This is a genomic window from Afipia sp. P52-10 (genome assembly GCF_000516555.1).
Lineage (GTDB): Bacteria > Pseudomonadota > Alphaproteobacteria > Rhizobiales > Xanthobacteraceae > P52-10.
In genome coordinates this window covers 2,829,349-2,855,418 of the sequence record NZ_AZSJ01000003.1, presented here as the reverse complement: position 1 = coordinate 2,855,418, position 26,070 = coordinate 2,829,349, and the positions used below count along the sequence as shown (strand labels likewise).

20 protein-coding genes and 1 other RNA gene are annotated in these 26,070 nt (G+C 64.6%); 3 read left to right on the top strand and 18 right to left on the bottom strand.

Translation table 11 applies throughout. The annotated features are described in order from the left end of the window. Positions 1–51: 51 nt before the first annotated feature. From ftsA to X566_RS14670, 3 genes are all read right to left on the bottom strand, one after another. Positions 52–1,377, bottom strand: coding sequence for a cell division protein FtsA (ftsA, locus tag X566_RS14680; protein WP_034467454.1), 1,326 nt, complete (start codon positions 1,375–1,377; stop codon positions 52–54). Beyond that, on the bottom strand, positions 1,374–2,330 hold the full coding sequence (locus tag X566_RS14675) for a cell division protein FtsQ/DivIB (RefSeq protein ID WP_034467451.1): 957 nt from the start codon (positions 2,328–2,330) through the stop codon (positions 1,374–1,376). Before X566_RS14675 ends, ftsA begins: the two co-directional genes overlap by 4 nt. A 317-nt stretch (positions 2,331–2,647) precedes the next feature. Beyond that, positions 2,648–3,637: a D-alanine--D-alanine ligase gene (locus X566_RS14670; protein WP_034468800.1), complete on the bottom strand. Its 990-nt coding sequence runs from the start codon at positions 3,635–3,637 to the stop codon at positions 2,648–2,650. 292 nt (positions 3,638–3,929) lie between these two features. Here X566_RS14670 and X566_RS14665 point away from each other — a divergent pair, with 292 nt between their 5' ends. After that, positions 3,930–5,072, top strand: coding sequence for a glycosyltransferase family 4 protein (locus X566_RS14665; RefSeq protein WP_051444119.1), 1,143 nt, complete (start codon positions 3,930–3,932; stop codon positions 5,070–5,072). 27 nt (positions 5,073–5,099) lie between these two features. Here X566_RS14665 and murB read toward each other — a convergent pair whose 3' ends face one another. The 11 genes from murB to rsmH form a co-directional block, all read right to left on the bottom strand. Then, positions 5,100–6,026, bottom strand: coding sequence for a UDP-N-acetylmuramate dehydrogenase (gene murB / locus X566_RS14660; RefSeq protein ID WP_034467448.1), 927 nt, complete (start codon positions 6,024–6,026; stop codon positions 5,100–5,102). Positions 6,027–6,061: 35 nt separating this feature from the next. Next, positions 6,062–7,465 (bottom strand): UDP-N-acetylmuramate--L-alanine ligase, encoded by a 1,404-nt coding sequence (murC, locus tag X566_RS14655; protein WP_034467445.1) that lies wholly within the window; start codon positions 7,463–7,465, stop codon positions 6,062–6,064. A 176-nt stretch (positions 7,466–7,641) separates the two neighbouring features. Continuing rightward, complete coding sequence (murG, locus tag X566_RS14650) at positions 7,642–8,751, bottom strand: undecaprenyldiphospho-muramoylpentapeptide beta-N-acetylglucosaminyltransferase (RefSeq protein WP_034467442.1); 1,110 nt, start codon at positions 8,749–8,751, stop codon at positions 7,642–7,644. Beyond that, positions 8,744–9,892 carry a putative lipid II flippase FtsW gene (gene ftsW / locus X566_RS14645; protein ID WP_034467440.1) on the bottom strand — a complete coding sequence of 383 codons (1,149 nt, stop codon included), beginning with the start codon at positions 9,890–9,892 and terminating at the stop codon, positions 8,744–8,746. The genes murG and ftsW overlap by 8 nt, the downstream gene beginning before the upstream one ends. An 81-nt stretch (positions 9,893–9,973) precedes the next feature. Further along, positions 9,974–11,374, bottom strand: coding sequence for a UDP-N-acetylmuramoyl-L-alanine--D-glutamate ligase (murD, locus tag X566_RS14640; RefSeq protein ID WP_034467438.1), 1,401 nt, complete (start codon positions 11,372–11,374; stop codon positions 9,974–9,976). Positions 11,375–11,454: 80 nt separating this feature from the next. Next, entirely contained in the window at positions 11,455–12,540 is a 1,086-nt protein-coding gene (gene mraY, locus X566_RS14635; RefSeq protein WP_034467437.1) for a phospho-N-acetylmuramoyl-pentapeptide-transferase, read from the bottom strand. Between the two features lie 10 nt (positions 12,541–12,550). Next, positions 12,551–13,987, bottom strand: a complete 1,437-nt coding sequence (locus X566_RS14630; RefSeq protein WP_034467435.1) for a UDP-N-acetylmuramoylalanyl-D-glutamyl-2,6-diaminopimelate--D-alanyl-D-alanine ligase — start codon at positions 13,985–13,987, stop codon at positions 12,551–12,553. After that, positions 13,984–15,438 carry a UDP-N-acetylmuramoyl-L-alanyl-D-glutamate--2,6-diaminopimelate ligase gene (locus X566_RS14625; protein ID WP_034467433.1) on the bottom strand — a complete coding sequence of 485 codons (1,455 nt, stop codon included), beginning with the start codon at positions 15,436–15,438 and terminating at the stop codon, positions 13,984–13,986. The genes X566_RS14630 and X566_RS14625 overlap by 4 nt, the downstream gene beginning before the upstream one ends. A gap of 92 nt (positions 15,439–15,530) precedes the next feature. Continuing rightward, positions 15,531–17,261, bottom strand: a complete 1,731-nt coding sequence (locus X566_RS14620; RefSeq protein WP_034467430.1) for a penicillin-binding protein 2 — start codon at positions 17,259–17,261, stop codon at positions 15,531–15,533. Continuing rightward, positions 17,258–17,635, bottom strand: a complete 378-nt coding sequence (locus X566_RS14615) for a hypothetical protein (protein ID WP_034467427.1) — start codon at positions 17,633–17,635, stop codon at positions 17,258–17,260. Before X566_RS14615 ends, X566_RS14620 begins: the two co-directional genes overlap by 4 nt. A 3-nt stretch (positions 17,636–17,638) precedes the next feature. After that, positions 17,639–18,664: a 16S rRNA (cytosine(1402)-N(4))-methyltransferase RsmH gene (gene rsmH, locus X566_RS14610; RefSeq protein ID WP_051444118.1), complete on the bottom strand. Its 1,026-nt coding sequence runs from the start codon at positions 18,662–18,664 to the stop codon at positions 17,639–17,641. Positions 18,665–19,163: 499 nt separating this feature from the next. On the opposite strand from rsmH, the gene X566_RS14605 reads away from it, so the two are divergent. After that, positions 19,164–20,018, top strand: coding sequence for an N-acetylmuramoyl-L-alanine amidase (locus X566_RS14605; protein ID WP_034467424.1), 855 nt, complete (start codon positions 19,164–19,166; stop codon positions 20,016–20,018). Positions 20,019–20,051: 33 nt separating this feature from the next. On the opposite strand, the gene X566_RS14600 is transcribed toward X566_RS14605, so the two are convergent. Continuing rightward, entirely contained in the window at positions 20,052–21,875 is a 1,824-nt protein-coding gene (locus tag X566_RS14600; protein ID WP_051444117.1) for a caspase family protein, read from the bottom strand. Between the two features lie 143 nt (positions 21,876–22,018). On the opposite strand from X566_RS14600, the gene rnpB reads away from it, so the two are divergent. Next, positions 22,019–22,455: RNase P RNA component class A (gene rnpB, locus X566_RS24000), an RNA gene on the top strand. A gap of 99 nt (positions 22,456–22,554) precedes the next feature. Here the strand turns inward: rnpB and X566_RS14595 are convergent. From X566_RS14595 to X566_RS14585, 3 genes are all read right to left on the bottom strand, one after another. Continuing rightward, entirely contained in the window at positions 22,555–22,920 is a 366-nt protein-coding gene (locus tag X566_RS14595) for a Zn-ribbon domain-containing OB-fold protein (protein ID WP_034467421.1), read from the bottom strand. Beyond that, positions 22,917–24,053 (bottom strand): thiolase family protein, encoded by a 1,137-nt coding sequence (locus X566_RS14590; protein ID WP_034467418.1) that lies wholly within the window; start codon positions 24,051–24,053, stop codon positions 22,917–22,919. Before X566_RS14590 ends, X566_RS14595 begins: the two co-directional genes overlap by 4 nt. Positions 24,054–24,142: 89 nt before the next feature. Then, the gene (locus X566_RS14585) at positions 24,143–25,957 is read right to left on the bottom strand and encodes an ABC transporter ATP-binding protein (RefSeq protein ID WP_034468790.1); all 1,815 of its coding nucleotides are present in this window, start codon (positions 25,955–25,957) and stop codon (positions 24,143–24,145) included. Positions 25,958–26,070: the final 113 nt, after the last annotated feature.

The following is a 26,070-nucleotide window of genomic DNA, read 5'->3' as shown; positions in this document are numbered from 1 at the left end:
GAGCGAAACGGGTCATTGCCGAACAGATTTTGGCTGAACAGGTCATGGCCATCAGAAACCTTCGCGGAGCCATCGTCCGACCTTTCCGAAATAACCACCGTCGGTTCCGGTCGCAGCGCGGCGGCCACGCTGCGGCTCGGTGAATTCCAGGTGCGCAAACTGCGGATAGACCAGGAGCCCGGCTGGCACCGCGAACGATGCGCCCTTGGCTTCGTTCGGCAGACGGCTCAGGCCAAGCGGGCGGCCGATGCGGGCAGGCCGATTTAGAATCTGACTCGCCAGTTCCGGAATGCCGGTCAATTGCGAGGCTCCACCGGTGATCACGACCCGACCTCTCGGGTCTGCTGCGAAGGGCGAATCCGCCAACCGGTCACGGACCATCTCGAATATCTCCTCGGCCCGCTGGCGGATGATGTTCGCGATCTTGCCGCGCGATACGATCTGCGGCGCATCGCCGTCGTGATCGCCCGCCGACGGAACGGTCATCAATTCACGCGCGTCGGAGCCGCCGGTCAAAACCGTACCGTATAAAGTCTTGATTCGCTCAGCATCTGCAATGCATGCGCCAAGTCCACGGGCCAAGTCCATCGTGATGTGATTGCCGCCGAGCGCGAAACCGGACGCGTGGACGAAGCGGCCCGACGAATAAATTGCGATTGTCGTTGTCCCCGCGCCCATTTCGATCACCGCCGCACCCAGCGCGGACTCGTCGTCGGCCAGAGCCGCGAGACCTGCGACATATGGACTCGCCACCACCGCTTCGACGTTCAGATGGCAGCGTTCCACCACCAGCATCAGGTTGCGCGCGACGGCGGCATCCGCCGTCACCACGTTCATTTCGATTCCAAACTGGTTGGCGACCATGCCGCGCGGATCGCGGATGCCCTTCACGCCATCGAGCGAATAGCCGACCGGCAACGCATGCAGCACGGTGCGGCCTTCACCGGTCACATGCCGCGCGGTGGTTCCCATTGCCCGCGACAGATCATTGGGCGTCACGGTGCCGCCGCGCGTCTCCGCCGTCGCTTCCATCAGCTGGCCCTGAATGCGTCCGGCCGAAACCGACAGCACCACCGACTCCACCCGCACGCCGGCCATCTGCTCCGCCAGCGCCACCGCCTGGCGCACCGACTGTTCCGCCTCGTTGGCATCGACCACGGCACCGGCTTTGACGCCGCGCGACTGAATATGGCTGAAGCCGATCACGTCGATGGCGTGGCTGCGCCCGACCAGCGCGTCACGCGGCGCGCACGGCCGCAGCCGCCCGATCAGGCAGGCGATCTTGCTGGTTCCGATATCGAGACCCGCAACCAATGTCGGCCGGCTCGATACCATCGGCCGCATTTTCGGGGTGAGGCCGCGTTCGAGGCTTGTCATGCTTCGTTCGCTTTCCGCTTGCGGGCTTTTTCACGGTCCTTGAGCATGTCGGCGCGCGCTTTCGCGGCGTCCTCCGAGAGCCGCACCGTCAATCGGTCGGGCAGCCGCAGATCAACTGCGGTGATGTCGCGCGAGAACAGCTTCTCGTCGCGATCCAGCTTCGTCAGCGTGGCGAGTGCTCGCTCGACGCCCGCCTCGGGCAAGCGCACGTCGATGCCATCGGCAAGCCGCAGGTTCCAGCGCCGCTCGCTGACGAAGATGATCGCTTTCACCTGAGAACGGATTTGCGGGTATTGACCGAGCAGAGCGAGGAAATCCTTGGCGCGGCTGTCGGCGCCCTTGCCGACCACCAGCGGCAGCGACCGGAACGGGCCTGGCGTATAGGGCTGCAGCACCATCCCGGTCTCGGAGATCACGGACACGTTGCCGTCGCGCTGCCACAGTGCGAACGGAGCCCGCTCGACGAGATCGATCTGGATCGTGTCGGGATAGAGTTTCAGCACGGTCGCATCGGCCACCCAGGGTGTGGCCTTCAGCTTGTCGCGCACTTCGGCGGCATCAAGAAACAGCAAGGAGCGGCGCCCGGTAATTCCGCCGATCGCCAGCACTTCGTCCTGCGACAGGTTCTTGCGGCCGTTGATCGCCACACGCGCGATGCGGAACCCGGCGGCATTGGCCATCGCGTCGCGCGCATCCTGCATCGCCTCGACCATGTACTCGACATGTCCGCCGCGGACCACGCCGACGCAGAGACTGCCGGTGAGAATAAGGAGCGTCGCCACGCTGCCGACATTGCGCGGCAACCGCTGCTCGATCATGGCGATGAAACGGTTGTCGCTTGTGCTGCGGATGCGGACCGGATCGGGTTTGCGGCGGAGCGCTTGAACCGCCCAGCTCAGGACAGACTTCGCCCCTTGTCTCAGCGACCCAGCGAAGCGTCCTCCACCACCCATTGCACGAGCTCGTCAAAATGTTACGCCCGCACCGGTTGCGAGCCCAGACACAGGCGGCGTACCGTCGTTCCAGGATGGGTGCGTCAACCGTCAGGCAACCGCCCGCTCACCCCCTCAACCGCGATCGCCATTGCGGCTCACGCCGGACCAAGCGCACGGATGCGCCGCCAGCGTTAACCTTCGGACGTCCTGGTAAACAAAAGGTAAATCTGGCGCAGGCGCGTTGTGATTTAGGGCGGCTTTTGAACAGTTTGCCGGGGAACTATCGTATTTTATCGAATGGAACCTCCCATGTTCCGTCGAAAACGACGACCCCACTAGCGGCGGACGTGGCGGGCCGCCAGCTCGATCTGGCCGGTCAGGAAATCGACGAACGTTACCCCCTGCGCATGGAGCGCTTTCGGGTAGAGCGAGGCCTTGGTCAATCCCGGCAGGGTGTTGGTCTCAAGATAGATCAGCCCCTTGTCGGAAACGATGAAATCGGAGCGGGAATAGCCGCGGCACGACAGCACCCGGTGCGCCCGCATCGCATGATCCATCAGCCGTGTGGTCACCTCGGCCGAAAACCGGCCTGGGCAGATCTCCTGAGTGCTCTTGGCAAGATACTTGGCGGTGTAATCGAACGCACCTTCGGCGGGGATGATCTCGATCGGTGGCAGGGCCGTCAGCGAACCATCAGCCAGTTCCAGCACGCCGCAGGTCGCCTCGACGCCGGCAATGAACGGCTCGATCAGGTAGTCTTCGGTCTTGGACGCGTTACGCACGGCAACGATATCCTGGCGCGCATTGACGAAAATCAGGCCGTAGCTCGATCCATCCCGCGACGGCTTGGCTATGAGCTTGCCGTACTGCCCGAGGGCTGCTTCCGCATCCTGCAGGGCCACGCTGGGAAGCGTCTGCACGCCGGCGATGGCGGCAAAGCGCTTGGCGAGCACCTTGTCGAAGGCAAGATACGATGACGCCGAACCGGACCCGGTGAACGCAATGCCGCGCATCTCGCACATCGCCTGCAACTCGCCGTTCTCGGCCATGCCCCCATGCAAACCAAAAACGAACAAACGATCCTCAGCCTTGGCCCGATCCAGCGCCGGCTCGATCGGGCCAAGCGGCCGGCCGTCGGCCTTGAAGGGCTCCTCGAACGGCCGCGCATGGGCGAGAAGCGCCTGCGGTGACGTCTCGTGGACGGTGTTGTCCACGTCCCAGAACCACAGATCCGCATCGGGCAAAGCCGTATGCAGCGCCTGGGCGCTCGCCACCGACACCAGCCGCTCCTTGTTCGTGCCTCCGAAAAGGATCGTGATCCGCATCATTCCGTTCCGCATCATTAGGCTGCCATGACGGATCTCTTGCCTCCGTCTGCAGCGACTGTACCCGCCCAGCTCTTAGCAGGGTCTTTCCATCCGCATCAGCCCTGACGTTTTCCCGACTGGCGCGTCTCGGAGAACCATCCCGGGCGTGAGCCCGCTTGCGCGATTTCTGACAGGGCTTGCATAGATTCGCGAGAAAATGAGCCGCTTTTATAGTAAGAGCGGGCAAACTGCGGGGAAACGGCTAGCCCTGCCCTGTCCACCTGATATCCGGCCTTCTGCGACCACCGGCATGCCTCACCCTTTGCGTATCGCCATGCTCGTCTCCGGCACCGGCATCAACGGCGCCATCGTTCACAGCCTGCTGCTGATGCGCTTTCTGGCGAGCCGCGGCCATTCCATCCTGCTGCTGCACCGGCCGGATGCGTGGATCGCCGCACAACCCGGCCTTGAAAACGTCGATCGGTTCGCGACATCGTTCGGCCGTTCGCCGCGCGAGCTGATCCGCGTCACCCGCACGATCAACACGTTCGATCCGCAGGTGCTGCACACGCATATGAGCAGCGCCCACACCTACGGCATGCTGACACGCATTTTAAGCCGCAGGCCGGTGGTCGCCACGGCCCATTCGCAATCGCTGCAGCTGCACTGGTGCTTCAACAACATCGTCATCGCCACGTCCGATGCGGCCGCCGATCATCATCACCGCACCAATCTGGTGCGTCGCGCCGCGCTGCGGACCCAGCCGAACTTCATCGACCCGAAGGCGTTTCCTGTCCCCTCCCCCGTGCAGCGGCAAGCCGCGCGCGCGAGCCTCGGCATCGCCGACGACGCCTTCGTCGTCGGCTCGGTCGGCTTCATTGACGGACGCAAGAACCAGATCGATCTCGTGCATGCGCTCGGCGGCCTCGTCCGTTCCGTGCCGAACACGCGGCTGCTGCTGGTCGGCGGCCACAACACCGACTACATGGCCGACCTCCTCCGCATCGCCGATGCGCTCGGCGTGCGCGAGCACCTCGTGATGACCGGCGTGCGAACCGACATCGCCCATCTGCTCGCAGCGATGGACGTGTATGCACTGGTATCGCGCAAGGAGAGCGGGCCACTCTCGGTGCTGGAGGCGATGGCGACCGGACTGCCGGTGCTCGCCACCGACGTCGGCATGCTGCCGGAGTTCGTGCGCGACGGCAGCGGCGGACACATCGTCAAGGTCGGCGATACGCATGCCATGACCGAGAAGCTGGTCGCCTTGGCGCAGGACAGCGCCCGCCGCACGGCCATGGGTGTCGCCGCGCACGCAATCGTCACCGGTGATTACAGCATCGATCGGATCGGTCCGCAGACCGAGGCTATCCTCGCGGAGGCGGCGGCCCAGCGCAACCGGCCGCTATTGGGTTTCGTCGCCGGATTGGTCGGGCGTCAGAAAGGCCACTGAGGCCTGGCGTAGCGTTGTCAGCGCGGGCTATCGCGCCACGCCGATGCGCTTGATTTCCCAGTTCAACTCCACCCCGGAGTTGGCCTTGACCCGCGCCCGCACCGTTTCGCCCAGCGTCTCGATATCGTGCCCCGAGGCAGTGCCGGTGTTGATCAGGAAATTGCAGTGCATCTCGGAGACCTGGGCTCCGCCGACGCGGAAGCCGCGCATCCCGGCGGCATCGATCAGTTTCCAGGCGCTGTGACCGGGCGGATTCTTGAACGTCGATCCGCCAGTCTTCTCGCGGATCGGCTGCGCCGTTTCGCGATGCTGCTGCACCTCGTTCATGCGCGCGCGGATCGATTCCGCGTCAGCGTTGCGGCCACGGTAGAGGGCGCCGGTGAAGATCACGCCGTCCTCGACGCCGGAGTTGCGATACACGAACTTCATGTCGGCGCTGGAGAACACGCGCTTCTCGCCGTTGCGCGTCACGCCCCTCGCCTCGATCAGCACGTCCTTGGTCTCGCCACCATTGGCGCCCGCATTCATCCGCAGCGCGCCGCCGATCGATCCTGGAATGCCGAAGTAGAACTCCAACCCGGTGATGTTCGCCGCAGCCGCCGCCTCCGCCACACGCTTGTCGAGGGCCGCAGCACCTGCGCGCACGGTGTCTCCGTCTCCGATGGCTTCACCGAAGCCGCGTGGCGACAGGCGGATGATCACGCCCGGTACGCCGCCATCGCGTACGATCAAGTTCGAACCGACACCGACCGGATAGACCGGGATGTCGGCTGGCAGCCGAGTCAGGAAGTAAGCGAGATCGTCCTCGTCGGCCGGCGTGAACAACACCTGCGCCGGACCACCGACACGAAACCAGGTCAGCGGCGCCATCTCCTGGTTGGCGCCGAGCCGACCGCGCAGCTCCGGCATCGCGGCTTTCAACTCGGGGGTGATGTCGGGAAATGTCGATGTCATTACTTGTCATGGCCTCTCGGCCGACCCCAGCTGACTCATCCGAACGCCTTCAACTCATCCGGCAGGGCGTAAGCCCACTGCGTGATGTTGCCGGCGCCGAGACAGACGACATAGTCGCCTTTCTTGGCGAGGCCGGCGACGATGCCGGCGAGCTGCGACGCGGCAGGCAGCGGGATCACCTCGCGATGGCCGTGCGCACGCAGGCCCAGCACGAAGCTGTCACGATCGATCCCCGGAATCGGCGCCTCACCGGCCGGATAGACGTCGGCGACCACCACCGCATCGGCGTCGTTGAAGCAGGTGCAGAACTCCTCGAACAGCGACTGCAGACGCGTGTAGCGATGCGGCTGCACCACCGCGATCACCTTTCCCTTCGCCGAGTCACGTGCGGCCTTCAGCACCGCTGCGATTTCCACCGGGTGATGACCATAGTCGTCGATGATGGCCACGCCCTTCCACTCGCCGGTGCGGGTGAAGCGGCGTTTGACGCCGCCAAAGCCCGCCAGCGCCTTGCGGATCGCCTCATCGGGAATGCCGAGTTCGCGGGCAACGGCGATTGCCGCCGTCGCGTTCGACGCGTTGTGACGACCCGGCATCGGCAACACGAGATCGGCGATCTCGTGGGTGGCACCGCTGATCCGATCGCGGAAGACAACCGTGAACCTGGAGCCGCCGTTCTCGGCGGTGAGATCGACCAGCCGCACATCGGCCTGCGGATTGACGCCGTAGGTGACGATGCGCCGATCCTCGATCTTGCCGACCAGCGATTGCACCACCGGATGATCGATGCACATCACCGCGAAACCATAGAACGGCACGCTTTCGACGAACGAGCGGAACGCGTCCTGCACGGCCTCGAAGGTTTTGAAATGATCGAGATGCTCGGGATCGATGTTGGTGACGATGGCGACGTCGGCGGGAAGCTTCAGGAACGTGCCGTCGCTCTCGTCGGCCTCGACAACCATCCAGTCACCTGCGCCGAGCCGCGCATTGGTGCCGTAGGCATTGATGATGCCGCCGTTGATCACGGTCGGATCGAGATTGCCCGCATCGAGCAGGGTCGCGACCATCGAGGTGGTCGTCGTCTTGCCGTGGGTGCCGGCAATCGCCACGCAGCTCTTCAGCCGCATCAGCTCCGCAAGCATCTCCGCGCGGCGCACGACCGGAATGCGCTGCGCGCGCGCCGCCATCAATTCCGGATTGTCGCGTTTGATCGCCGACGACACCACGACGACATCGGCGCCGGCGATGTTCTCAGCCTTGTGACCGACCGTCACAATGATAGCTTTGTCACGCAGCCGCTTGACGTTGGCGCTTTCGGCAACGTCGGAGCCTTGCACGGTGTAACCGAGATTGACGAGCACTTCGGCGATGCCGCTCATGCCGATGCCGCCGATGCCGACGAAATGGATGGGACCGATCTGGCTCGGCAGTCTCATGAGGTTTCAATCTCCAAGGCTAACGGGGAAAACCCGACGCGGCATCGCAGGCAGGCCTGCGATTCAACAGGCGATTTGAACATACTGGATGCCCCGCTTTCGCCGTCCATGACAAGCCAAAACTTGCGCATATCCGCGCTCGATCCGCGTCGAACCCGGGACCTGTGGCGGGCCAATCAGGCCCTCAATCCCGCCACTTTCGTCAGCAAATCGGCGAGCCGCTCGGCGGCGTCCAGCGTGCCTGCGCCGCGCGCGCCCTGTGCCATCGCAGCCAGGCGCGCAGGTTCCGCAGCCAGTGCCGACATCTCCGTCGCGAGCCGGTCCGGCGTGAATTCGGGCTGCGGAATGCGGATCGCACCGCCCACCTGCATCAACACACCGGCATTGGCGAACTGGTCCTGATCGATCGAACCCGGCAGGGGCACCAGGATCGAGGGCCGGCCGACGGCGGCGAGTTCGGCCACGGTTCCTGCGCCCGAACGCGAGACCACGAGATGGCTCGTCGCCAGCCGCTGCGGCAGATCCGCGAAGAATGGCGCAAGCTCGGCCTCGATCTTCAAACGCGCATAGACCTCACGCACGCGCACCATATCCTCTTCGCGCACCTGCTGCACCAGCTTGAGCCTGCTCCAGAGCGACGGTTCGAGCCGCTCGATCGCCGGAGGTACGACATCCGCCATGATGCGCGCGCCCTGACTGCCGCCGACCACCAGCAGCCGCAGCGGCCCGTTCACCTGCGGCGCGTCGTAGGCGACGGCAGCAGCCGCCAGCACCGCCGGTCGCAGCGGCGTGCCGGTCAGCATGCTCTTGCCGGCGAGCGCGGGATCACGATCGAACACGCCGGGCAGCGAGGTGGCGATGGCATCGACACGAGTGGCGAGGAAGCGGTTGGCCCGGCCAAGCACGGCATTGGCTTCGTGAATGAGCGTCGGCACCCGCATCATCCGCGCGGCGATCAGCGGCGGCAGCGTCGGATAACCGCCGAAGCCGATCATCGCCGCGGGCTTCAGCCGACGCACGAGACCGAGCGCGATCAACGTCCCCTTCGCCAGCATGAAGCCGGTGCGGGCCAGCGCGAGTGGATTCTTTCCGCGCACCGTTTCGCTCGGCACGACGTCGAGCATCCCTTCCGAGAACAGGCCGCTGTAGCGCACGGCCCGTTCGTCCGTCACCAGACGCACGCGATAGCCGCGCTGCATCAGCACGGATCCAAGCGCTTCGGCAGGAAACAGATGGCCGCCGGTACCGCCGGCGGCCAACAGGATGAGGGGTGCGGTCTCAGGCATAGCTGCGCGCGAAATGGCCGCCGGTCGCCTCAAGCTCGATGCCGGACCGCTGCCGCGTCAGCGCCAGCAGCATGCCCATGCCATAGGCGAGTGAGATCATCGACGAACCACCGTAGGAAATGAACGGCAGCGTCATGCCCTTGGCTGGGATCAGGTGCAGGTTCACTGCCATGTTGATGGCCGACTGAACGCCGAACAGGATCGCCAGGCCGGACGTCGCAAAGCGCGTGAACAGGTCTTCGGTGCGATAGGCGTTCCGCAACGAGCGGATCACGATGAAGGCAAACAGCGCGAGCAGGATCAGGCACAGCACGATACCGAACTCCTCCGCGGCAACGGCGAAAACGAAATCGGTATGGCTGTCCGGCAAGATGCGTTTGACTGTTCCCTCGCCCGGCCCCTGCCCAAACCAGCCGCCGCGCGCGAACGACTCGGTCGCCATGTCCACCTGAAAGGTGTCGCCCGATGACGGGTCCATGAAGCGCTTGATGCGGCGGGCGACATGCGGCACGAACAGATAAGCACTGAACAGGCCGCCGAGCGCAGCCCCGGCAAGCCCCAGCACCCAGATCATCCGCATGCCGGCCATGAAGAACAATGAGCCCCAGACCATCAGGATCAGCATGGTCTGACCGAAGTCGGGCTCCAGCACCAGCAGCGCGACGACGACCAGCAGCGCCGCCAGTGCGAATGACGTGGCCGGCATTTCCGGCCGCCGCGCGGATTCCGCGAACAGCCACGCGACCACGACCGTAAAGGCGGGCTTTGCGAACTCGGACGCCTGGATGCTGATGCCAAGGATCGAAATCCAACGCCGCGATCCTTTGACCTCGGCGCCGAACACCAGCGTCGCCGCCAACAGCACGAGGCTGATGCCAAACACGATCACCGCCGAGCGGCGCACCTGCCGCGGCGACATGAACGACACGCCGATCATCACGGCGAAGGCCGGCAGGATGAACATGACATGTCGGTTGAAGAAGTGGAACGGATCGAGGCCGATGCGGGTGGCGACCGGCGGACTTGCTGCCAGCGACAGGATGATGCCGCCAAGGATCAGCGTGGTCAGCGCGGCCAGCAGCAGCCGGTCAACCGTCCACCACCATTGACTGAGAGGCGTGCGTCGGTCGCGCGAGATCATCCGAGAGCTTCCTGCGGGAAAAGTGTCCCTCTAGTGGTCCCTCATCGTGGTTTACAGACCGTTAAGCTATTGCGGAAAACGCTAATTAACGGGAGCGACGCCCGGCAGCGCCAGCACCAGGTCGCGGAAACGCGTGCCGCGGATCTCGAAGTTACGGTACTGGTCGAACGAGGCACAGGCGGGCGACAGCAGCACCACGGGATCAGCCAGGCCCGCCGCCTCGGCATCGCGCGCAGCCGCCGGCACCGCGGCGTCGAGGGTCTGCGAAATCTCGTAAGGCACCTGCGCCCCTAAAGTCTTTGCGAATTCCTCCGCCGCCTCGCCGATCAGGTAGGCTTTGCGGATGCGCGGGAAGAACTCGGCCAAGCTGGTGATGCCGCCAGTCTTCGGCTTGCCGCCAGCGATCCAGAAGATGTCATTGAAAGACGACAGCGCGCGCGCCGCCGCATCCGCGTTGGTGCCCTTGGAGTCGTTGACGAACAGCACGCCGCCACGCCGGCCGACCTGTTCCATGCGGTGCGCCAGTCCCGGAAAGCTGCGCAGGCCTTTCTGGATAACGGCGGCCGTCACGCCAAGTGCTAGCGCTGCGGCCGCCGCACAGGCGGCATTCTGTGCGTTGTGCAGGCCGCGCAGCGAGCCGATGCCGCCGATCCGCGCCACCTCTGTTTTCGCTCCCCCCTGGCTCGACACAATCTGGTCGCGCTCGACATAGATCCCATCTGCCAACGGCTGGCGCACCGAGACGCGGACCACGCGCTTGCCGGCCTGCTCGATACGATCGGCAGCAGCGCAGCACCAGTTGTCATCGACACCGATGATCGCCGCCCCGCTGGCCTGCACGTTGGCAACCAGCCGCTCCTTCACCGCGGCATAATGCGCCAGCGTGCCGTGACGATCGAGATGATCCTCAGTGACGTTGAGCAGGATTCCGACCGAAGCGGCGAGCGACGGCGTGAGATCGATTTGGTAGGACGACATCTCGATCACATGCACACGGCCGTTGCGCGGCGGCTCCAGCGACAGGATGGCGGTGCCGATGTTGCCGCCCATCTGGACGTCGTGACCAGCCTCGCGCATCAAATGCGCAACCAGCGCCGTGGTCGTGGACTTGCCGTTGGTGCCGGTGACCGCCACGAACGGCGCGTCCGGCGCATGACGCTTCCGCTCCAGGCAGAACAGTTCGATATCGCCGATGATGGGGACACCGGCGCGCTGCGCAGCAAGCACCGTCCAGTGCGGAACCGGGTGCGTCAGCGGCACGCCAGGCGCCAGCACCAGGGCCGCGAAATTCCCCCATGACACCTCGCGCAGGTTCGCGGTGGTGAACCCGGCGGCAGCCGCCTGAGCGAGGCCCTCCGCGTTGTCGTCGCTGGCGATCACCGTTGCGCCGCCGGCCTTGAGGGCGTGACAACTGGCAAGGCCCGAGCCGCCAAGGCCGAACACGGCAACCGTTTGGCCGGCAAAGCTGGTTACAGGGATCATGGTCGTTGGACTCGTTGTTCTTGTCCGCATGCGGCGCGGTCAGTTCCGGGAAACCGGGCGTCGCGCGGACAGATCATGCTTTAACGGAGCTTCAGCGTCGACAGCCCGGCCAGCGCCAGGACGACCGAAATGATCCAGAACCGGATTACGACCTGCGGCTCCGTCCAGCCCTTCTGCTCGAAATGATGATGGATCGGCGCCATGCGGAAGACGCGCTTGCCGGTCAGCTTGAAGGAAGCCACCTGCACGATCACCGAGACCGCCTCCAGCACGAATAGCCCGCCGATCACCGCCAGCACGATCTCGTGCTTGGTGGCGACCGCGATCGATCCGAGCATGCCGCCCAGCGCCAGCGAACCTGTGTCGCCCATGAAGATCGAGGCCGGCGGCGCATTGAACCAAAGGAAGCCGAGGCCCGCACCAAGCACGCCGCCGCACAACACCGCGAGCTCGCCCGTGCCCGGCACGTAGCGGATCTGCAGGTAGTCGGAGAACACAGCATTGCCGGCAAGGTAGGCGATCATGCCGAAGCTCGCAGCGGCGATCATGACCGGCACGATGGCGAGACCGTCCAGGCCGTCGGTAAGATTGACCGCGTTGCCTGCGCCGACGACGATGAAGGTCGCGAAGATCAGGAAGAACCAGCCGAAGTCGATGACGAAGTCCTTGAAAAACGGCAGCGCCAGCACGGTCGCCGACCCAGGACGGCCGATCCAGATGATGGCAAAGCAGGCGGCACCGGCGATGATCGCTTCGATCGCGAGCCGCGTCTTGCCGGAGAAACCGGCGTGGGTCTGCTTCGTCACCTTCAGGTAGTCATCATAGAAACCGACAAAGCCGAACCCGAGCGTGACCGCAAGCACGATCCAGACGTAGGGATTGCTCGGGTTGGCCCACAGCAACGTCGAAACGACCAGCCCCGATAGGATCATCAGCCCGCCCATGGTGGGCGTACCCTTTTTCGAGATCAGGTGCGACTGCGGGCCATCCGTTCGGATCGGCTGGCCCTTGCCCTGGCGAAGGCGCAGGTGGTCGATGATCCAGGGGCCGAACATGAAAACGAACAGCGCCGCGGTGACCACCGCGCCGCCGGTGCGAAACGTGATGTAGCGAAAGACATTGAATGCGGGCACCGAACCGGACAGCTCGACCAGCCAATAAAGCATCGTTGTTGCCTCAAACGGCCATGTCGTCGAGCGTTTCCGGCGCAGGAAAACGCCGCTGCAAGGCCTCGACGATCAATTTCATTTTCGAACCGAGCGAGCCTTTGATCATCAAGGCATCTCCGGCGCGGACGGCAGCGGCAACATCCGATTCGAGCGCCGCTGAACTCTCGGCATAGCCGCCCCGGCGGTTCGACGGAAGGGCTTCCCACAACGAACGCATCAATGGACCACAACAGAAAACGAGATCGACCGCATGCGATCGAATCGCTTCCGCGAGCTGGGCATGCATCTCGGGTCCAGCGGGGCCGAGTTCCAGCATGTCCCCCAGGATCGCGACGCGCCGCCCCTGCTCGCCGAGTTGCACGTTGCCGAGCACGCTGATGGCGGCGCGCATCGAGGCCGGGTTGGCATTGTAGCTCTCGTCGATCAGCAATGCACGTCCCCCGGCGACGCCGAGATGCGTGCGCACGCCGCGTCCGGCCGGCGCCTGCATCTGCGACAGCGCAAGCGCACTGCGCGCGAGGTCGGCGCCCGTGAGCGAAGACGCCGCCAGCACCGCAAGCGAGTTGATCGCCATATGGCGACCGGGAACGCCAAGTTTGTAGGTCACATCGTGACCAAGGACGCTGGCATGGACCGCGGAACAGTCCGAATGCAGCGCGACATCGAGCAGCCGCGCCTCTGCATCTTCGCTCTCGCCAAACGAGACGATCCGCGTGATGCCGGCAGCCTTCGCCGCTTTCGACAGGCGTGCGAACTGCGGGTTATCGCGATTGAGCACGGCAACACCGCCAGACTCGACGCCTGCGAAGATCTCCGCCTTGGCATCGGCAATCGCCTCGACGGAACCGAAGAATTCGAGATGCACCGGCTCGACCGTGGTGATGATCGCCACATGCGGCCGCACCATCTGCACCAGCGGCGTGATCTCGCCGGCATGATTCATGCCGATCTCAAAGATCGCATACTTGGCTTCGGCCGGACAGCGCGCCAGCGACAACGGAACGCCCCAATGGTTGTTGAACGACGCCGCCGAAGCATGGGTGAGACCTTGTGCCATCAGCACGCAGCGCAAAGCTTCCTTGGTCGAGGTCTTGCCGACCGAGCCTGTCACCGCGATCACCTGCGCGTGTGTCCGCGCGCGAGCGGCGCAAGCGAGGTCAGCGAGCCCCGCGAGCACGTCGGGCACGATCAGCAACGGCAGCGTCTCGGCGAATTTGTGCGCCTGCGCCTCTTCGACCACCGCCAGCGCCGCGCCGTTGCGCAGCGCGGCCTCGACAAAGGCGTGGCCGTCGTGAACATCGCCCTTGATGGCGAAGTAGGCCTCTTCCTTGGCCACCGTCCGGCTATCGATCGAGAGGCCGGCGACGGACTCAGGTAGCGCCCCGCGCGCCTTGGCCTTCATGGCATCACGCATGGCCTCTGCGGTCCACAAAGCCACGCTCATGCCGCAACCTCCTTCAATGCCGCTTGCGCGGATTCGTGATCACTGAACGGCAACGTTGTATCGCCGATGATCTGTCCTGTTTCATGGCCCTTGCCGGCGATGACCAGCGCATCGCCCGGCTGCAATTCCGCAATCGCAGTCCGGATCGCCTCGGCGCGATCGCCGATCTCGCGAGCCCCCGGTGCTGCCGCCATGATCGCGGCGCGAATGAGCGCGGGGTCCTCACTGCGGGGATTGTCGTCGGTGACGATCACAATGTCGGCGCGCTTCACGGCGATCTCGCCCATCACAGCGCGTTTGCCCGCGTCGCGATCGCCGCCGGCTCCGAACACGACCACCAGCTTGCGCCGGGCATACGGCCGCATTGCCTGCAGCACCTTCTCCAGCGCATCCGGCTTGTGCGCATAATCAACGAAGACCGCCGCACCGTTCTTCTCGCCGACGAGTTCGAGGCGCCCCTTCGCGCCTTCCAGCGTCTCCAGCGCCGCAAACGCTGCATGAGGATCGGTCCCGGTGCCAATCGCTAGTCCTGCCGATACCAGCGCATTCTCGACCTGATACTCGCCGACCAGCGGCAGGCGCAGCCGCAGCCGCCTGCCCTGATGTTCGATCGTCATGATTTGGCCGAAGCCATCGATCGCCACATCGAGCACGCGAATGCCCGCAGCGTCGGCGTTGCGACCGACCGTGATCAGGCGCAAGCCGCGCTTGCGCGCGGCGGCGATCACCGCCCCGGAATGATCGTGATCAGCGACGATCACTGCGGCGCCGTTCGCCCTCACCAGATCGGTGAACAGCCGCAGCTTGGCGCCGAGGTAGTGCGCGACGGTCGGATGATAATCCATGTGATCGCGCGACAGATTGGTGAAGGCACCGGCATCGACGCGCACGCCATCCAGCCGGTGCTGATCAAGCCCGTGCGAGGATGCCTCAAACGCAAGGTGCGTCACACCTTCGGTGGCAATGTCGTCGAGCGTCCGATGCAGTGAGATCGGGTCAGGCGTCGTCAGCGAGCCATAGACCGTGCGTTTCGGCGAAACGAGACCGATGGTGCCGACGCTCGCCGCCGCCAGACCTTGCCCGGCCCAAATCTGACGGGTGAACACGGCGACCGACGTCTTGCCGCTGGTGCCGGTGACGGCGGCAATCGTCGTCGGCTGCCGCGGGAAGAAACGTGCGGCGGACAAGGCCAGCGTTCGCCTGGCATTCGCTGTCGGCACGAACGGCACCGCGAGCGGGTGGTCCGGCGCGTGCTCGCCGACAATAGCGACGGCACCCTTGCCGATCGCCTGGTCAATGAACTTCGTACCGTCCGTCTTGGCCCCGGCGAGCGCGAAGAACACCTGCCCCGGCGCCACCTGGCGACTATCGACAGACAGGCCAGAAACGGCGATCTCCCCCGCCGCCCGATCGGGCGCAGCGTCACTGCCAAGAAGATCGCGTAGCTTCATTCTGTCATCCGACGGTACATTTTCGGCACGATCGCCAAGCCCCAAAAAGCCGGGGCCAGCGACATGCCAGCGCATTCTGCGCCTTAGACCGCTTACCTTGTTGCTGCAAGAATAAGGCGGTCGGACGGCGGCAAATCGAAACGGGGCTCGATTCCGAGCAAGGGCGCGATCCGCGCGATCACCTTGCCTCCGGTCGGCACGGTATTCCAACCCGAGGTGATGAAGCCGAAGGTTTCCTTCAGCGGCTGCGGCTCGTCCAGCATGATCAAAAGCTGATACTTCGGATTATCGGACGGCAGGATCGCTGTGAACGAATTGAGCACCTGCTTGCGCATATAGCGACCGTTGACCACCTTTTCGGAGGTACCGGTCTTGCCACCGATATAGTAGCCGGGCACCTCAGCCTTCTTGGCCGTGCCGATCTCGGCATTCAGCCGCATCAGATAGCGCATCTTCTGGCTGGTCTCGGGCTTCACGACCTGCGTCGCGAGCTTCATCGCCTCCGCTTTGCTGCGCTTCAGGAACGTCGGCGGGATGAGATAGCCCCCGTTCACCAGCGCGTTGATGCCCATCACCGCCTGCAGCGGCGCCACCGACAGACCATGGCCGAACGAGATGGTCACGGTGTTCAGTTCGCCCCAGCGCTTCGGCACGATCGGCTGGGCGCTCTCCGGCAATTCCGTGCGCAGCCGATCAAGCTGGCCGAGCTTCTTCAGAAACGCCTTATGCGCCTCGACCCCTTGCGACAGCGCGATCCGCGCAGCGCCAATGTTCGACGAATAGGTGAACACCTCCGCGAGCGTGATCGCTCGTCCCATCGGATGGGTGTCGCGGATGTTGAAGCGGCCGTAACGCAATGGACCGCGCGCATCGTAGAGCGTGTTGATCGTGGCCTTGCCGGAATCCAACGCCATCGCCAGCGTCAGCGACTTGAACGTCGATCCCATCTCGAACACGCCCGTCGTCAGGCGGTTGATGCGGGTCGGGTCGTTGGCTTCGCGTGGATTGTTCGGATCGTAGTCGGGCACCGAAACCATCGCGACGATCTCGCCGGTCTGCACGTTGGAGACAAGTCCGGCCGCCGCTTTCGCCTTGTACTTCTCCTTCGCCTTCAACAGCTCGTCGCGCAGCGCGTGTTCGACGCGCAGATCGACCGCAAGCTCCACCGGCTCCTGCTGGCGGTCGTTGGCGAAGCCCGCCATGTGCAGATCGGCAAGGCCGTTGCTGTCGAGCCACTTCTCGATGCCGGCAATGCCCTGGTTGTCGATGTTCACATGCCCGATCAGATGCGACACGACCGGACCGGAAGGATAGACCCGCTTGTTCTCGCGCAGGAAGCCGATGCCGGGAATGCCCAGTCGGTGGATCTGACGCTCCTGCGCGGACGTAATCTCCCGCTTCAGCCAGACGAAGCCCTTGCGGGTCCCGAGGCGCTGGCGCACCTCTGCCGCATCGAGGTCAGGCAGCGCACCGGTGAGCAGTTCGACCGCCTCGTCACGGTCAACCAGTCGGCGCGGCTCGCCGAACAGCGACGACGCCTTGACGTCGGTCGCAAGGATGGTGCCGTTGCGGTCGAGGATATCCGGGCGCGCCGTGGCAGTCGCATCCTGAGCGGCCCGCCGGCTCGCCTCGTTGCTCTCTGACGTGATGCCGAACAGCACAAGCTTGCCGGCGATGACCGCATAGACACTGACGAATGCGAGGATCGCGAAGCCGACACGGGCGCGGGCCTTGACGTGACGATCGACGTTCTTGCCGTAGAGCAGCGTGCGGATCAGCCGCTGCCGCCATGGTTCGGCGGGCTGCACTGGTGACAAGCTCATCGCGCGGCCTCCGGCGGCGTTATCGATGCGGTCAGATCGGGATCGGCGGCCTCGATCATCGTGCCGATCGGATCGGGGTCGTTGGGTTTGATGAAGCTCGGCGGCCTTTCCGGCAGGTTCTTCAAGTTGTCGTACTGGGTCGATTCGATGAAGCGCAGCTTGGTGTGCCGCTCGGCGAGCCCCTGCAGACGACCTGGCGTATCGAGCTTGGCCCAGTCCGCGTGCAGCTTCGCGATCACGTCCCGCTCCTTGCGAATGTCGGAGCGCAGTTTCATCACATGTTCGGTGCGGACGGTCGATTCCATCTTGATGCGATAGACATAAGCCGCAGCGAAGACCAAACCGCAGATGACGAAGAGATGGACGATGCGCATGCGTCAATGTCCCTTCATCACGTCGGCAAGCGACGGAAAGCCGGTGTCATCCTGCTCGGCGGAATGTGCCGGCGCGTCGGTTCGCTCCGCGGCACGCAGCTTTGCCGACCGCGCGCGCGGATTGGCCGCAGTTTCATCGTCACCGGCAACGACGGGGCGCCTGGTCAGCACCTTGAAACTCGGCGGCGCGTGATGCAGCTCGGGCTGATGCCGCGATCCGCCGCCAACACGCGAGCGATCAGCGAAAAACGTCTTGACGATGCGATCTTCCAGCGAGTGGAACGAGACCACGACCAGACGGCCGCCGGGTTTCAGCACCGCCTCGGCCGCTATCAGCGCACCCCGCAATTCGTCGAGCTCCTCGTTGACCAGGATACGCAGAGCCTGGAATGTGCGGGTGGCCGGATGAATCTCGCCCGGCCGCGGCCGCAGCACCCGTGACACGACCTCGGCCAGCGCGCGCGTAGTCACGATCGGATTTTCTTTCCGCGCCTCGACGATGGCGCGGGCGATCGGGCGCGCGAACTTCTCCTCGCCGAGCGTTGCCAGCACGCGGGAAAGGCTTGCCTGCGAGGCCGCAGCAATGACGTCAGACGCGCTTGGACCGTCACTGCCCATACGCATGTCGAGCGGGCCATCGAGTCGGAAGGAGAATCCGCGCTCCGCCCGGTCCAGTTGCATCGACGAAACGCCGATATCCATGACGATGCCGTCCACCGCGGAGGCGCCCTGCGACTCGCAAACCTCATTCAGGTTCGAGAAGCGGTCTTCGACCAGAGTCAGCCGTCCGCCCGAACCGTCGACCAGTCCGAACCCGGCCATGATCGCGGTTTGGTCCCGGTCGATGCCGATCACACGCGTTCCCGGCGTAGCAAGAATAGCCCGGCTGTAGCCGCCGGCGCCGAAAGTGGCGTCGACATAGAGGCCGCCGTCGCGCGGCGCGAGCCAGTGCATTGCAGCAGAGAGCAGCACTGGCACATGGGGAGCCGCCTCACCCGTCGCTGCGAAATCGTCGCCGCGCCCAATCATCGTCCGGCTCCAGAAGGTGCCTGTCTGTCGTGCTGCCCGCCTATTCCGATGGTTGCCACGCCGGTTCCTAAGCAGCCGTAAATTTTCAGAAAATTGCTCGCATCCAGCCGCAGACGATCCGCCGCGCGGGTGCAGCGGTCGCGGAACGGTGCCAAGCAGGCGGATAGCTGCGGCCATGGAATGATTCGGCGCATCAACGGCGTTTGCTGCCTCCCCTGACGGTTCGGCTCCTTCACCCCTCAGTAACGGCCGTTAACGTTAAAGAACCGTTGACGGGGCAGCGCCGTGGGCAACCCCTGCCCGCTGTGAGAAGCGCGCGCTCGCTGCGGTCATGCGACGGCACCGGGTGCATTCCTGCCACAGATATTAACAAATCCACTACAAACATTCCCGTTGCGATTGTACTGCACTAACCGGTGGGCTTTAGTGACAGAATCGCTGCAGCGTTTTGGATTCGCGGGCGGCGACCATTGTTCCTTGCTTGTGACCGTGCTGTTGCATGTCCCAGAACTCCCTTTCGCAGGCAGATTCGACCGTCCGGCGCCGGCAGGCGCTGCCGTCCCCCTGGGCTACAAGCGAGATGAAATTCGTTCCTGACTCGTCGGTCGTCGCCGACATCATCCCCTCCGCCAATTACGGCGACCGCCGCGGCGGGCGTGCGCCCGACATGATCGTGCTGCACTACACCGGCATGGCCGACGCGGAGAGTGCCATCCGGCGGCTGACCGTGGCCGGCACAGAAGTCTCGGCCCACTACATCGTCCGCGAGGACGGGCGGATCATTCAGTGCGTGCCCGAGACGCTACGTGCCTGGCATGCCGGTGCAGCCACCTGGGGAACCGACACCGACCTCAACTCCTGCTCCATCGGCGTCGAGATCATCAACGGCGGCCACGACCACGGCCTGCCAGCCTACCCGCTCCGGCAGATCGCCGCCGTGATCGCGCTCTGCAAGGGCATCATGATTCGCCGCAACATCCCGAGCGAGCGGGTGCTCGGCCACTCCGACGTGGCGCCGGGCCGCAAACAGGATCCCGGGGAGAAGTTTCCGTGGCAGCTGCTGGCGGATTCCGGCGTCGGCCTGTTCGTCCACCCCGCGAAGATCGTGTCCGGCCCGACACTTGAAATGGGTTCGTCCGGACCTGATGTGCTCGCGCTGCAACAAGCACTGGCGGACTACGGTTACGGCATATCGGCGAGCAGCCACTATGACAGCTCGACCCGCGACGTGGTGGCGGCCTTTCAGCGGCATTTCCGCCCGGCGCGGGTGGACGGCATCGCCGATCCCTCGACCATTGCCACGCTGACCGATCTCATCGTTCTGCGCAACGCCGGCCGTTCCAAGATCGCGTAAGCCGAGATCGCGGAGTCATTGCGCGCGTCCTAGTCATTGTGCGTTGGCGGCGGGATGCGCGGGATTCTTGACCACGGAATCGCCGGTTGCGAAATAAAAATCGTCGCGCCCTGAGATCGAGCCGTAGCGAAACGGCTGCTGGCGCTGCCCGGTCGCCTCCATCACGTCGTCCCGCACCAGATCGAACAGCTTGCGGATCTCCACGTTGGGGGTCTCGATCCATTTGCTCAGCGATCGTGCGAACGGATTGTTGTTGCCATCACCTTCAACGGAAACCTGACCATGTTTGGCAGCATAGACGATGAGCGTGCTCAGCTCCGGCTCGACCCGCGAGAGGCCCCGCCCGATCGAACGGGTCGCCACGCTAACTTTCATTCTATCGGGAAATGGATTGTCGCGGCTGGCATCGAGCAGCACCAAACGCAATTTGCGCGCGCCCTCCACCGCCTGCAGAAGCTGCTGCAACGATACTGTTTCAAGCTCCACATCGCGATCGGATTCGAGCCTGGCGTCGATCGGGATCAGCACGTTCCGGCCATCGATCTCGAGACCATGGCCTGAGAAATAGATCACTGCCCAGTCCGCGGTTGCGGCCTCGGCCGCGAACGCCCGCAGAGCTGCAAGCAGCGGTTCGAGACCGAGATCGTTGACGAGAGTCACCGTCTGGAATCCGACCCGGCGTAACGACGTCGCGATCAAGGCGGCATCGCGTGCGGGACCAGGAAGTGGCGGCACATTGCGATAGGCGCCATTGCCGACGATCAGCGCCACACGGCGGCCCGTCTGCGTGAGCCCCTGCCCTTGCAGCGGTCCCAACACCGCCAACCGTCCCTGCGCCTTTGCTCGCAGTGCTTCGATGTCTTCGCCCGTATCCACCGCAAGCATTGCGAGATAATCCGATCGGGCTTTGGCGGGATCGCCGGCCCCTTCATAGGCTGCGGCCCGCCCCAGCAACGCCGGCGCGAAGTCCGGGGTCATCGCGAGCGCCCGATCGAAGTCGGCGATCGCACCGGCAAAATCCCTGCCCTCACTCCGGCTGCGTCCGCGGCCGGTATAGCTGAGTACGTCGGCGGCCCCTTGCTCGATCGCCCGATTGAAATCGGCCACCGCGCGCGCGTGATCATTTTTCGCCTGCCAAGCAAGCGCACGGTTGCGATAACTCTCCGCATTCTGAGGCTGCAGACGGATCGCACCATCGAAATCCGCGATCGCGCGATCGTAGTCCTTGCTGGCGTAGCGGCTGATGCCGCGCCCGGCGTAGGCGGTCGCATCCTTTGAATTCAAACGGATGGCGATGTCGTAGTCCGCGATGGCGCCCGCGTAGTCACCATCCGCGTGCCTGCTCTGGCCACGGGTGGTATAGGCCGCCTGAAGCGATGGCGCCAAACGGATCACCTGGTCGAGATCCGCAGTCGCCTGCTTGTATTGTTTCGCCCCGAACAAGCTCAAGCCACGGCCGAAATATCCGGCCAGATTGTCAGGCTCCAACGCGAGCGCCACGCTGAAATCGGCAACCGCCTGCTCGTAACCCTGCTTTGCGAGCCGGCTCTTTCCGCGACCGATGTACCCGATGGTGCTCTTGGAATTGATATGCAGCGCACGACTGAAGTCTGCGATCGCATCGTCATGCCTGTTCGCGTCAGCAAGGGCCGTTCCGCGATTGACGTAGACAAGGTCGAGGCCTTTGAGGCCCTTGGTGGCTATCAGCCGGTCACACGCCTGCAACCGTTGCGCCAAGGGCGGACCTTTCAGAAAACAGGTGTTGCTGTCCTGCGTGAAGTCAGCGGCCGCATCTGCTGCCCAGCCAAGGCTCCATCCGCCCACGACAAGAATAAGAACCGTCAGCTTTCGTCGCATGCCCGCCGCATCCCCGTTGCCCGAACCTGGGCGCACCCAAATGAACCGAAGCTGAAGGAAGCGAGAAACGAGAGGCCGCGAAATGCCGCATCATCGCTGGCCGCGGCTTGACGAAGCGCTCCGAAATCCCCATCACAGCGCAGTCAGTCGGCCGGACGGCCGCTCTCGCAAACGCCGAAAGGCCGCGAGGGAGGAAAGTCCGGGCTCCATGGACAAACGGTGCCGGATAACGTCCGGCGGAGCGGTGAAGGCGTGAGCCCGCGCCGCTTCAGGGAAAGTGCCACAGAGAACGAACCGCCTCGTCTTCGGACGCGGTAAGGGTGAAAAGGTGCGGTAAGAGCGCACCGCGCCGGCAGCAATGGCGGCGGCATGGCAAACCCCACCGGGAGCAAAACCGAATAGGAACGGCGTAGCGGTAAGTTCGCCTCAGGCGATAACACCGCGGGGCATGTCTGGCCTTGCCGTTCGGGTAGGTTGCTTGAGGCAGCGTGTGAACGCTGTCCCAGAGGAATGGCCGTCACGTATCGTCCGCGCGAGCGGCGGTGCCCTACAGAACCCGGCTTACAGGCTGGCTGACACGCTGTCGGGCATATCCCGAGATCGAATGCTCGCGGGATCATGCTTGTCACGAGGGGCTTGGCGCGAAACCGCCAGGCCCCTCGCCAGTTTCGGACCCGCGCTATGAGCGCGCGAAGAACGGCACGATGCGGCCGGTGAAATCCTCGAAACGCGCGCGCACCCGCTCGCCGATCCTCAGATCATTCTCGCCGTGGCCCATCATGCGGAAGCCTTCCGCCATATCGACCAGCACGACCGCGTAAGGCACACGGGCGCGCGCCTCCGGCGTCGCCGCGCGCGTGACGACCGAGATCGCATGCACGACGCCCTCGCCCGAGGCTTTGTGATCAGCAACATCGGTCGCGCCGCAGGACGGGCAGAAGCTGCGGTGGAAATACCAGATGTGTTTGCACGCCCCGCACGCCTGATAGACGATCGCTGGCGTCCCGCTTGTCCAATCGGCAGCGGCCTGTTGCTTCGCACTCATCGCACCCGCTCCACGAACATGCTGACATGCGACGACATGATGCCGCCGTCGCCATGCAGCAGCGCCAGCGACGCATCGCGCACCTGCCGCGCTCCGGCGCGGCCAGTCATTTGCAGATGCGTCTCGACCACATGCGCCATCGCGCCGCCGGACCCGCAATGGCCATAACTCAACAGCCCGCCATGGGTGTTGAGCGGCAGCCGGCCCTTGACACCAAATGCGCCGGCACGGGCCATCAGCGCTGCCTCGCCGCGCTTCGCCACCCCAAGTTCCTCCAGCAGGATCGCCAGCGTGATGGTGAAGCTGTCGTAGACGGCCGCATAATCGATGTTCTTGAGATCGACACCGGCCTTCGCCTTCGCCCGCGCGCAGGCCTCCGCCGCACCGAAATGCGTCAGCGTCGGCGCCGCCGTGACGTGCTGGAACAGATGCGCCTGGCCGCATCCCATGATGCGGATGCGGTGATCGTTGGTGGGATCACGGCTGATGACGAACGCCGCTCCACCATCGGACACCGGACAACAATCGAGCAGCTTCAACGGCGTCGCGATCGAGCGTGAGGCCATCACGTCCGCCACAGTGATCGGCTCGCGGAACTGCGCGCCCGGATGCGCCAGCGCATGGTTGCGCATCAGCACTGCGAATTCAGCAAGCTGCTCCTCTGTGATACCGAACTCGTGCATGTAACGGGAGGCGACGAGACCATAATACGTCGGAATGGTCGGTCCGAGTGGAACCTCATAATCCGGGTGGCCAACTTGCGCCAGCGTCTGGATCGCCGAGTCCCGCGCCTGTCCGGTGAGGCGATTCTCACCCGCCACCACCAGCACGTTCTTCGCGACGCCCGCCTCTACCAGTTCGTGCGCCAGCATTGTCATGGCGAGGCCGGTAGCACCGCCGACCTGGATCGCGTGGGCATAGCTTGGCTGGATACCGAAATGCTCTGCGAATACGGTCGCCAACATCAGATGCGGCATCGTCGTCGAGTATCCGCACAGGATGCCGTCGATCTCGGTCCGCTTCAGCCCTGCATCCGCAAGCGCGAGCGCGGCCGCCTCGCTCATCAGGTCAAGCGTCGAGGAACCCTCGTGCTTGCCATAAGCGGTCAGTCCGACGCCACTGATGAAACTCATGCCCCTCCCCGGATTGTCTGTTGGCGATACGACAAGGCCCGATGCGATGCACCGGGCCTTGGTCACTATTGCATGGTCTGCCGCTTGCGTCACTCCGCGGCGGCGCTGTCCAGCTCTGCACCGCCGAGCTCCAGCACCTGCCGCTCGAATAGCGAGCGATAGATGCCGCCCGCACGCACCAGCGAGGCATGCGTGCCTTCCTCGACGATGCGGCCCCGGTCGAACACCAGGATGCGATCCAGCGCTCGCACCGTGGACAAGCGGTGCGCGATGACGATCGACGTGCGGCCGTGCATCAGCCGTTCCATCGCATCCTGGATCAGCGCCTCCGATTCCGAATCCAGGCTCGAGGTCGCCTCGTCCAGAATCAGGATCGGCGCATCCGCCAGGAATGCACGCGCCAGCGCGACACGCTGCCGCTCGCCGCCCGAGAGCTTGACGCCGCGCTCACCGACCAGCGTGCCATAACCATTCGGCAGCCGTTCGATGAAGTCGTGCGCGTTGGCAAGCTTCGCCGCCGCCACGATCTCGGCAAAGCTCGCGCCCGGCCGAGCGTAGGCGATGTTCTCGGCGAGCGACCGGTGGAACAGGATCGGCTCCTGCTGCACGATGGCGATCTGCTGCCGCAACGAGGCCTGCGTCACCTCTGCCACATCCTGTCCATCGACAGTGATGCGGCCGCCGGTGATATCATACAGCCGCTGCACCAGCTTGACGAACGTCGTCTTGCCGGAGCCCGATCGGCCGACCAGACCGACCTGCTCGCCGGCGCGGATGTTGACCGACAGGTCGCGATACAGCGGCGTGGCATGCCCGCGATAGTGGAACGTCACGTCATCGAACACGATGTTGCCGCCTGCGACCTTCAGCGCCTTGGCGCCCGCCACGTCGAGAATGCCCGGCACCTCGTCGTGGATCGCCACCAACTCCTCCATGTCGTTCACCGAACGCTGCAGGTTGTTGATGTGCATGCCGACGTCGCGCAGGTAACCGTGGATGACGAAGTAGCTCGTCAGCACATAGGTCACGTCGCCCGGCGACGCCTTGCCGGCTAGCCACAGCAGCAATGCGCCACCGACAACCGAGGTGCGCACGCCCAACAGCACGACGAGCTGGATCGAGCTGGTGTTGGTGTAGCGCATCCAGGTCCGCCACACCCGCTTGCGCCACTTGCCGACGACACCGCCGAGACGCGCATCCTCGCGCTCCTCGGCACCGAACGACTTGACCACCGCGTTGCAGGTGAGCGCATCCGCGAGCGTGCCGCCGACTTTGGTGTCCCAGGCGTTCGACAGCCGCGCCGCCGGCGCGATGTACTTGGTGGAGAACACCACGGTCATCGCGATATAGGCGATCGAGCCGATCGCGATCACCGCGCCGAGCGCCGGCCAGTGAATGCCGAGCAGCACCGTCGAGCCAACCAGCACCACCACCGACGGCAGCAGCGCGAGCAGGATCGTATCGTCCAGCAAGTCGACGGCCCACATGCCACGCGTGATCTTGCGCACCGTCGAGCCCGCGAAGCTGTTTGCGTGCCAGTCGGTCGAGAAGCGCTGCACAAGATGGAACGCCTCGCGCGCGATGTCCGACATCACCCGCAATGTCAGCGGCACGATGCCCCAGAACGCGAGGTGACGCAGGGTCAGTTGCGCCAGGCCGAGCGCGATGATCGCGCCGAAGGCGAAGATCGCCCCGGCCTTTGCAGCGTCCATATCGCTGGCGCCAAGCGCAACCGCGTCGACCAGCTTGCCCGCAAACAGCGGCATGAACACGTCGGCGACGGTGGCACCGACGATAGCGAGCGAAATGCCCGACGTCAGCCATGGCTGGTTCCGCCAGTGACGGAAGACAAAGGGCAGCACCACGCGGATCGCCGTGGGACGGTTCTTGTATCTATCGATCATGACACGTTCCGGCGGCGCAAGCGCGCAAGCCGGCTCCATCTGATGCCGACGCCACAGACACGCGTGCCTGCGAGCGTCGAGAAAACTTGGGATTGTCGAAGAAGGCCGGGATC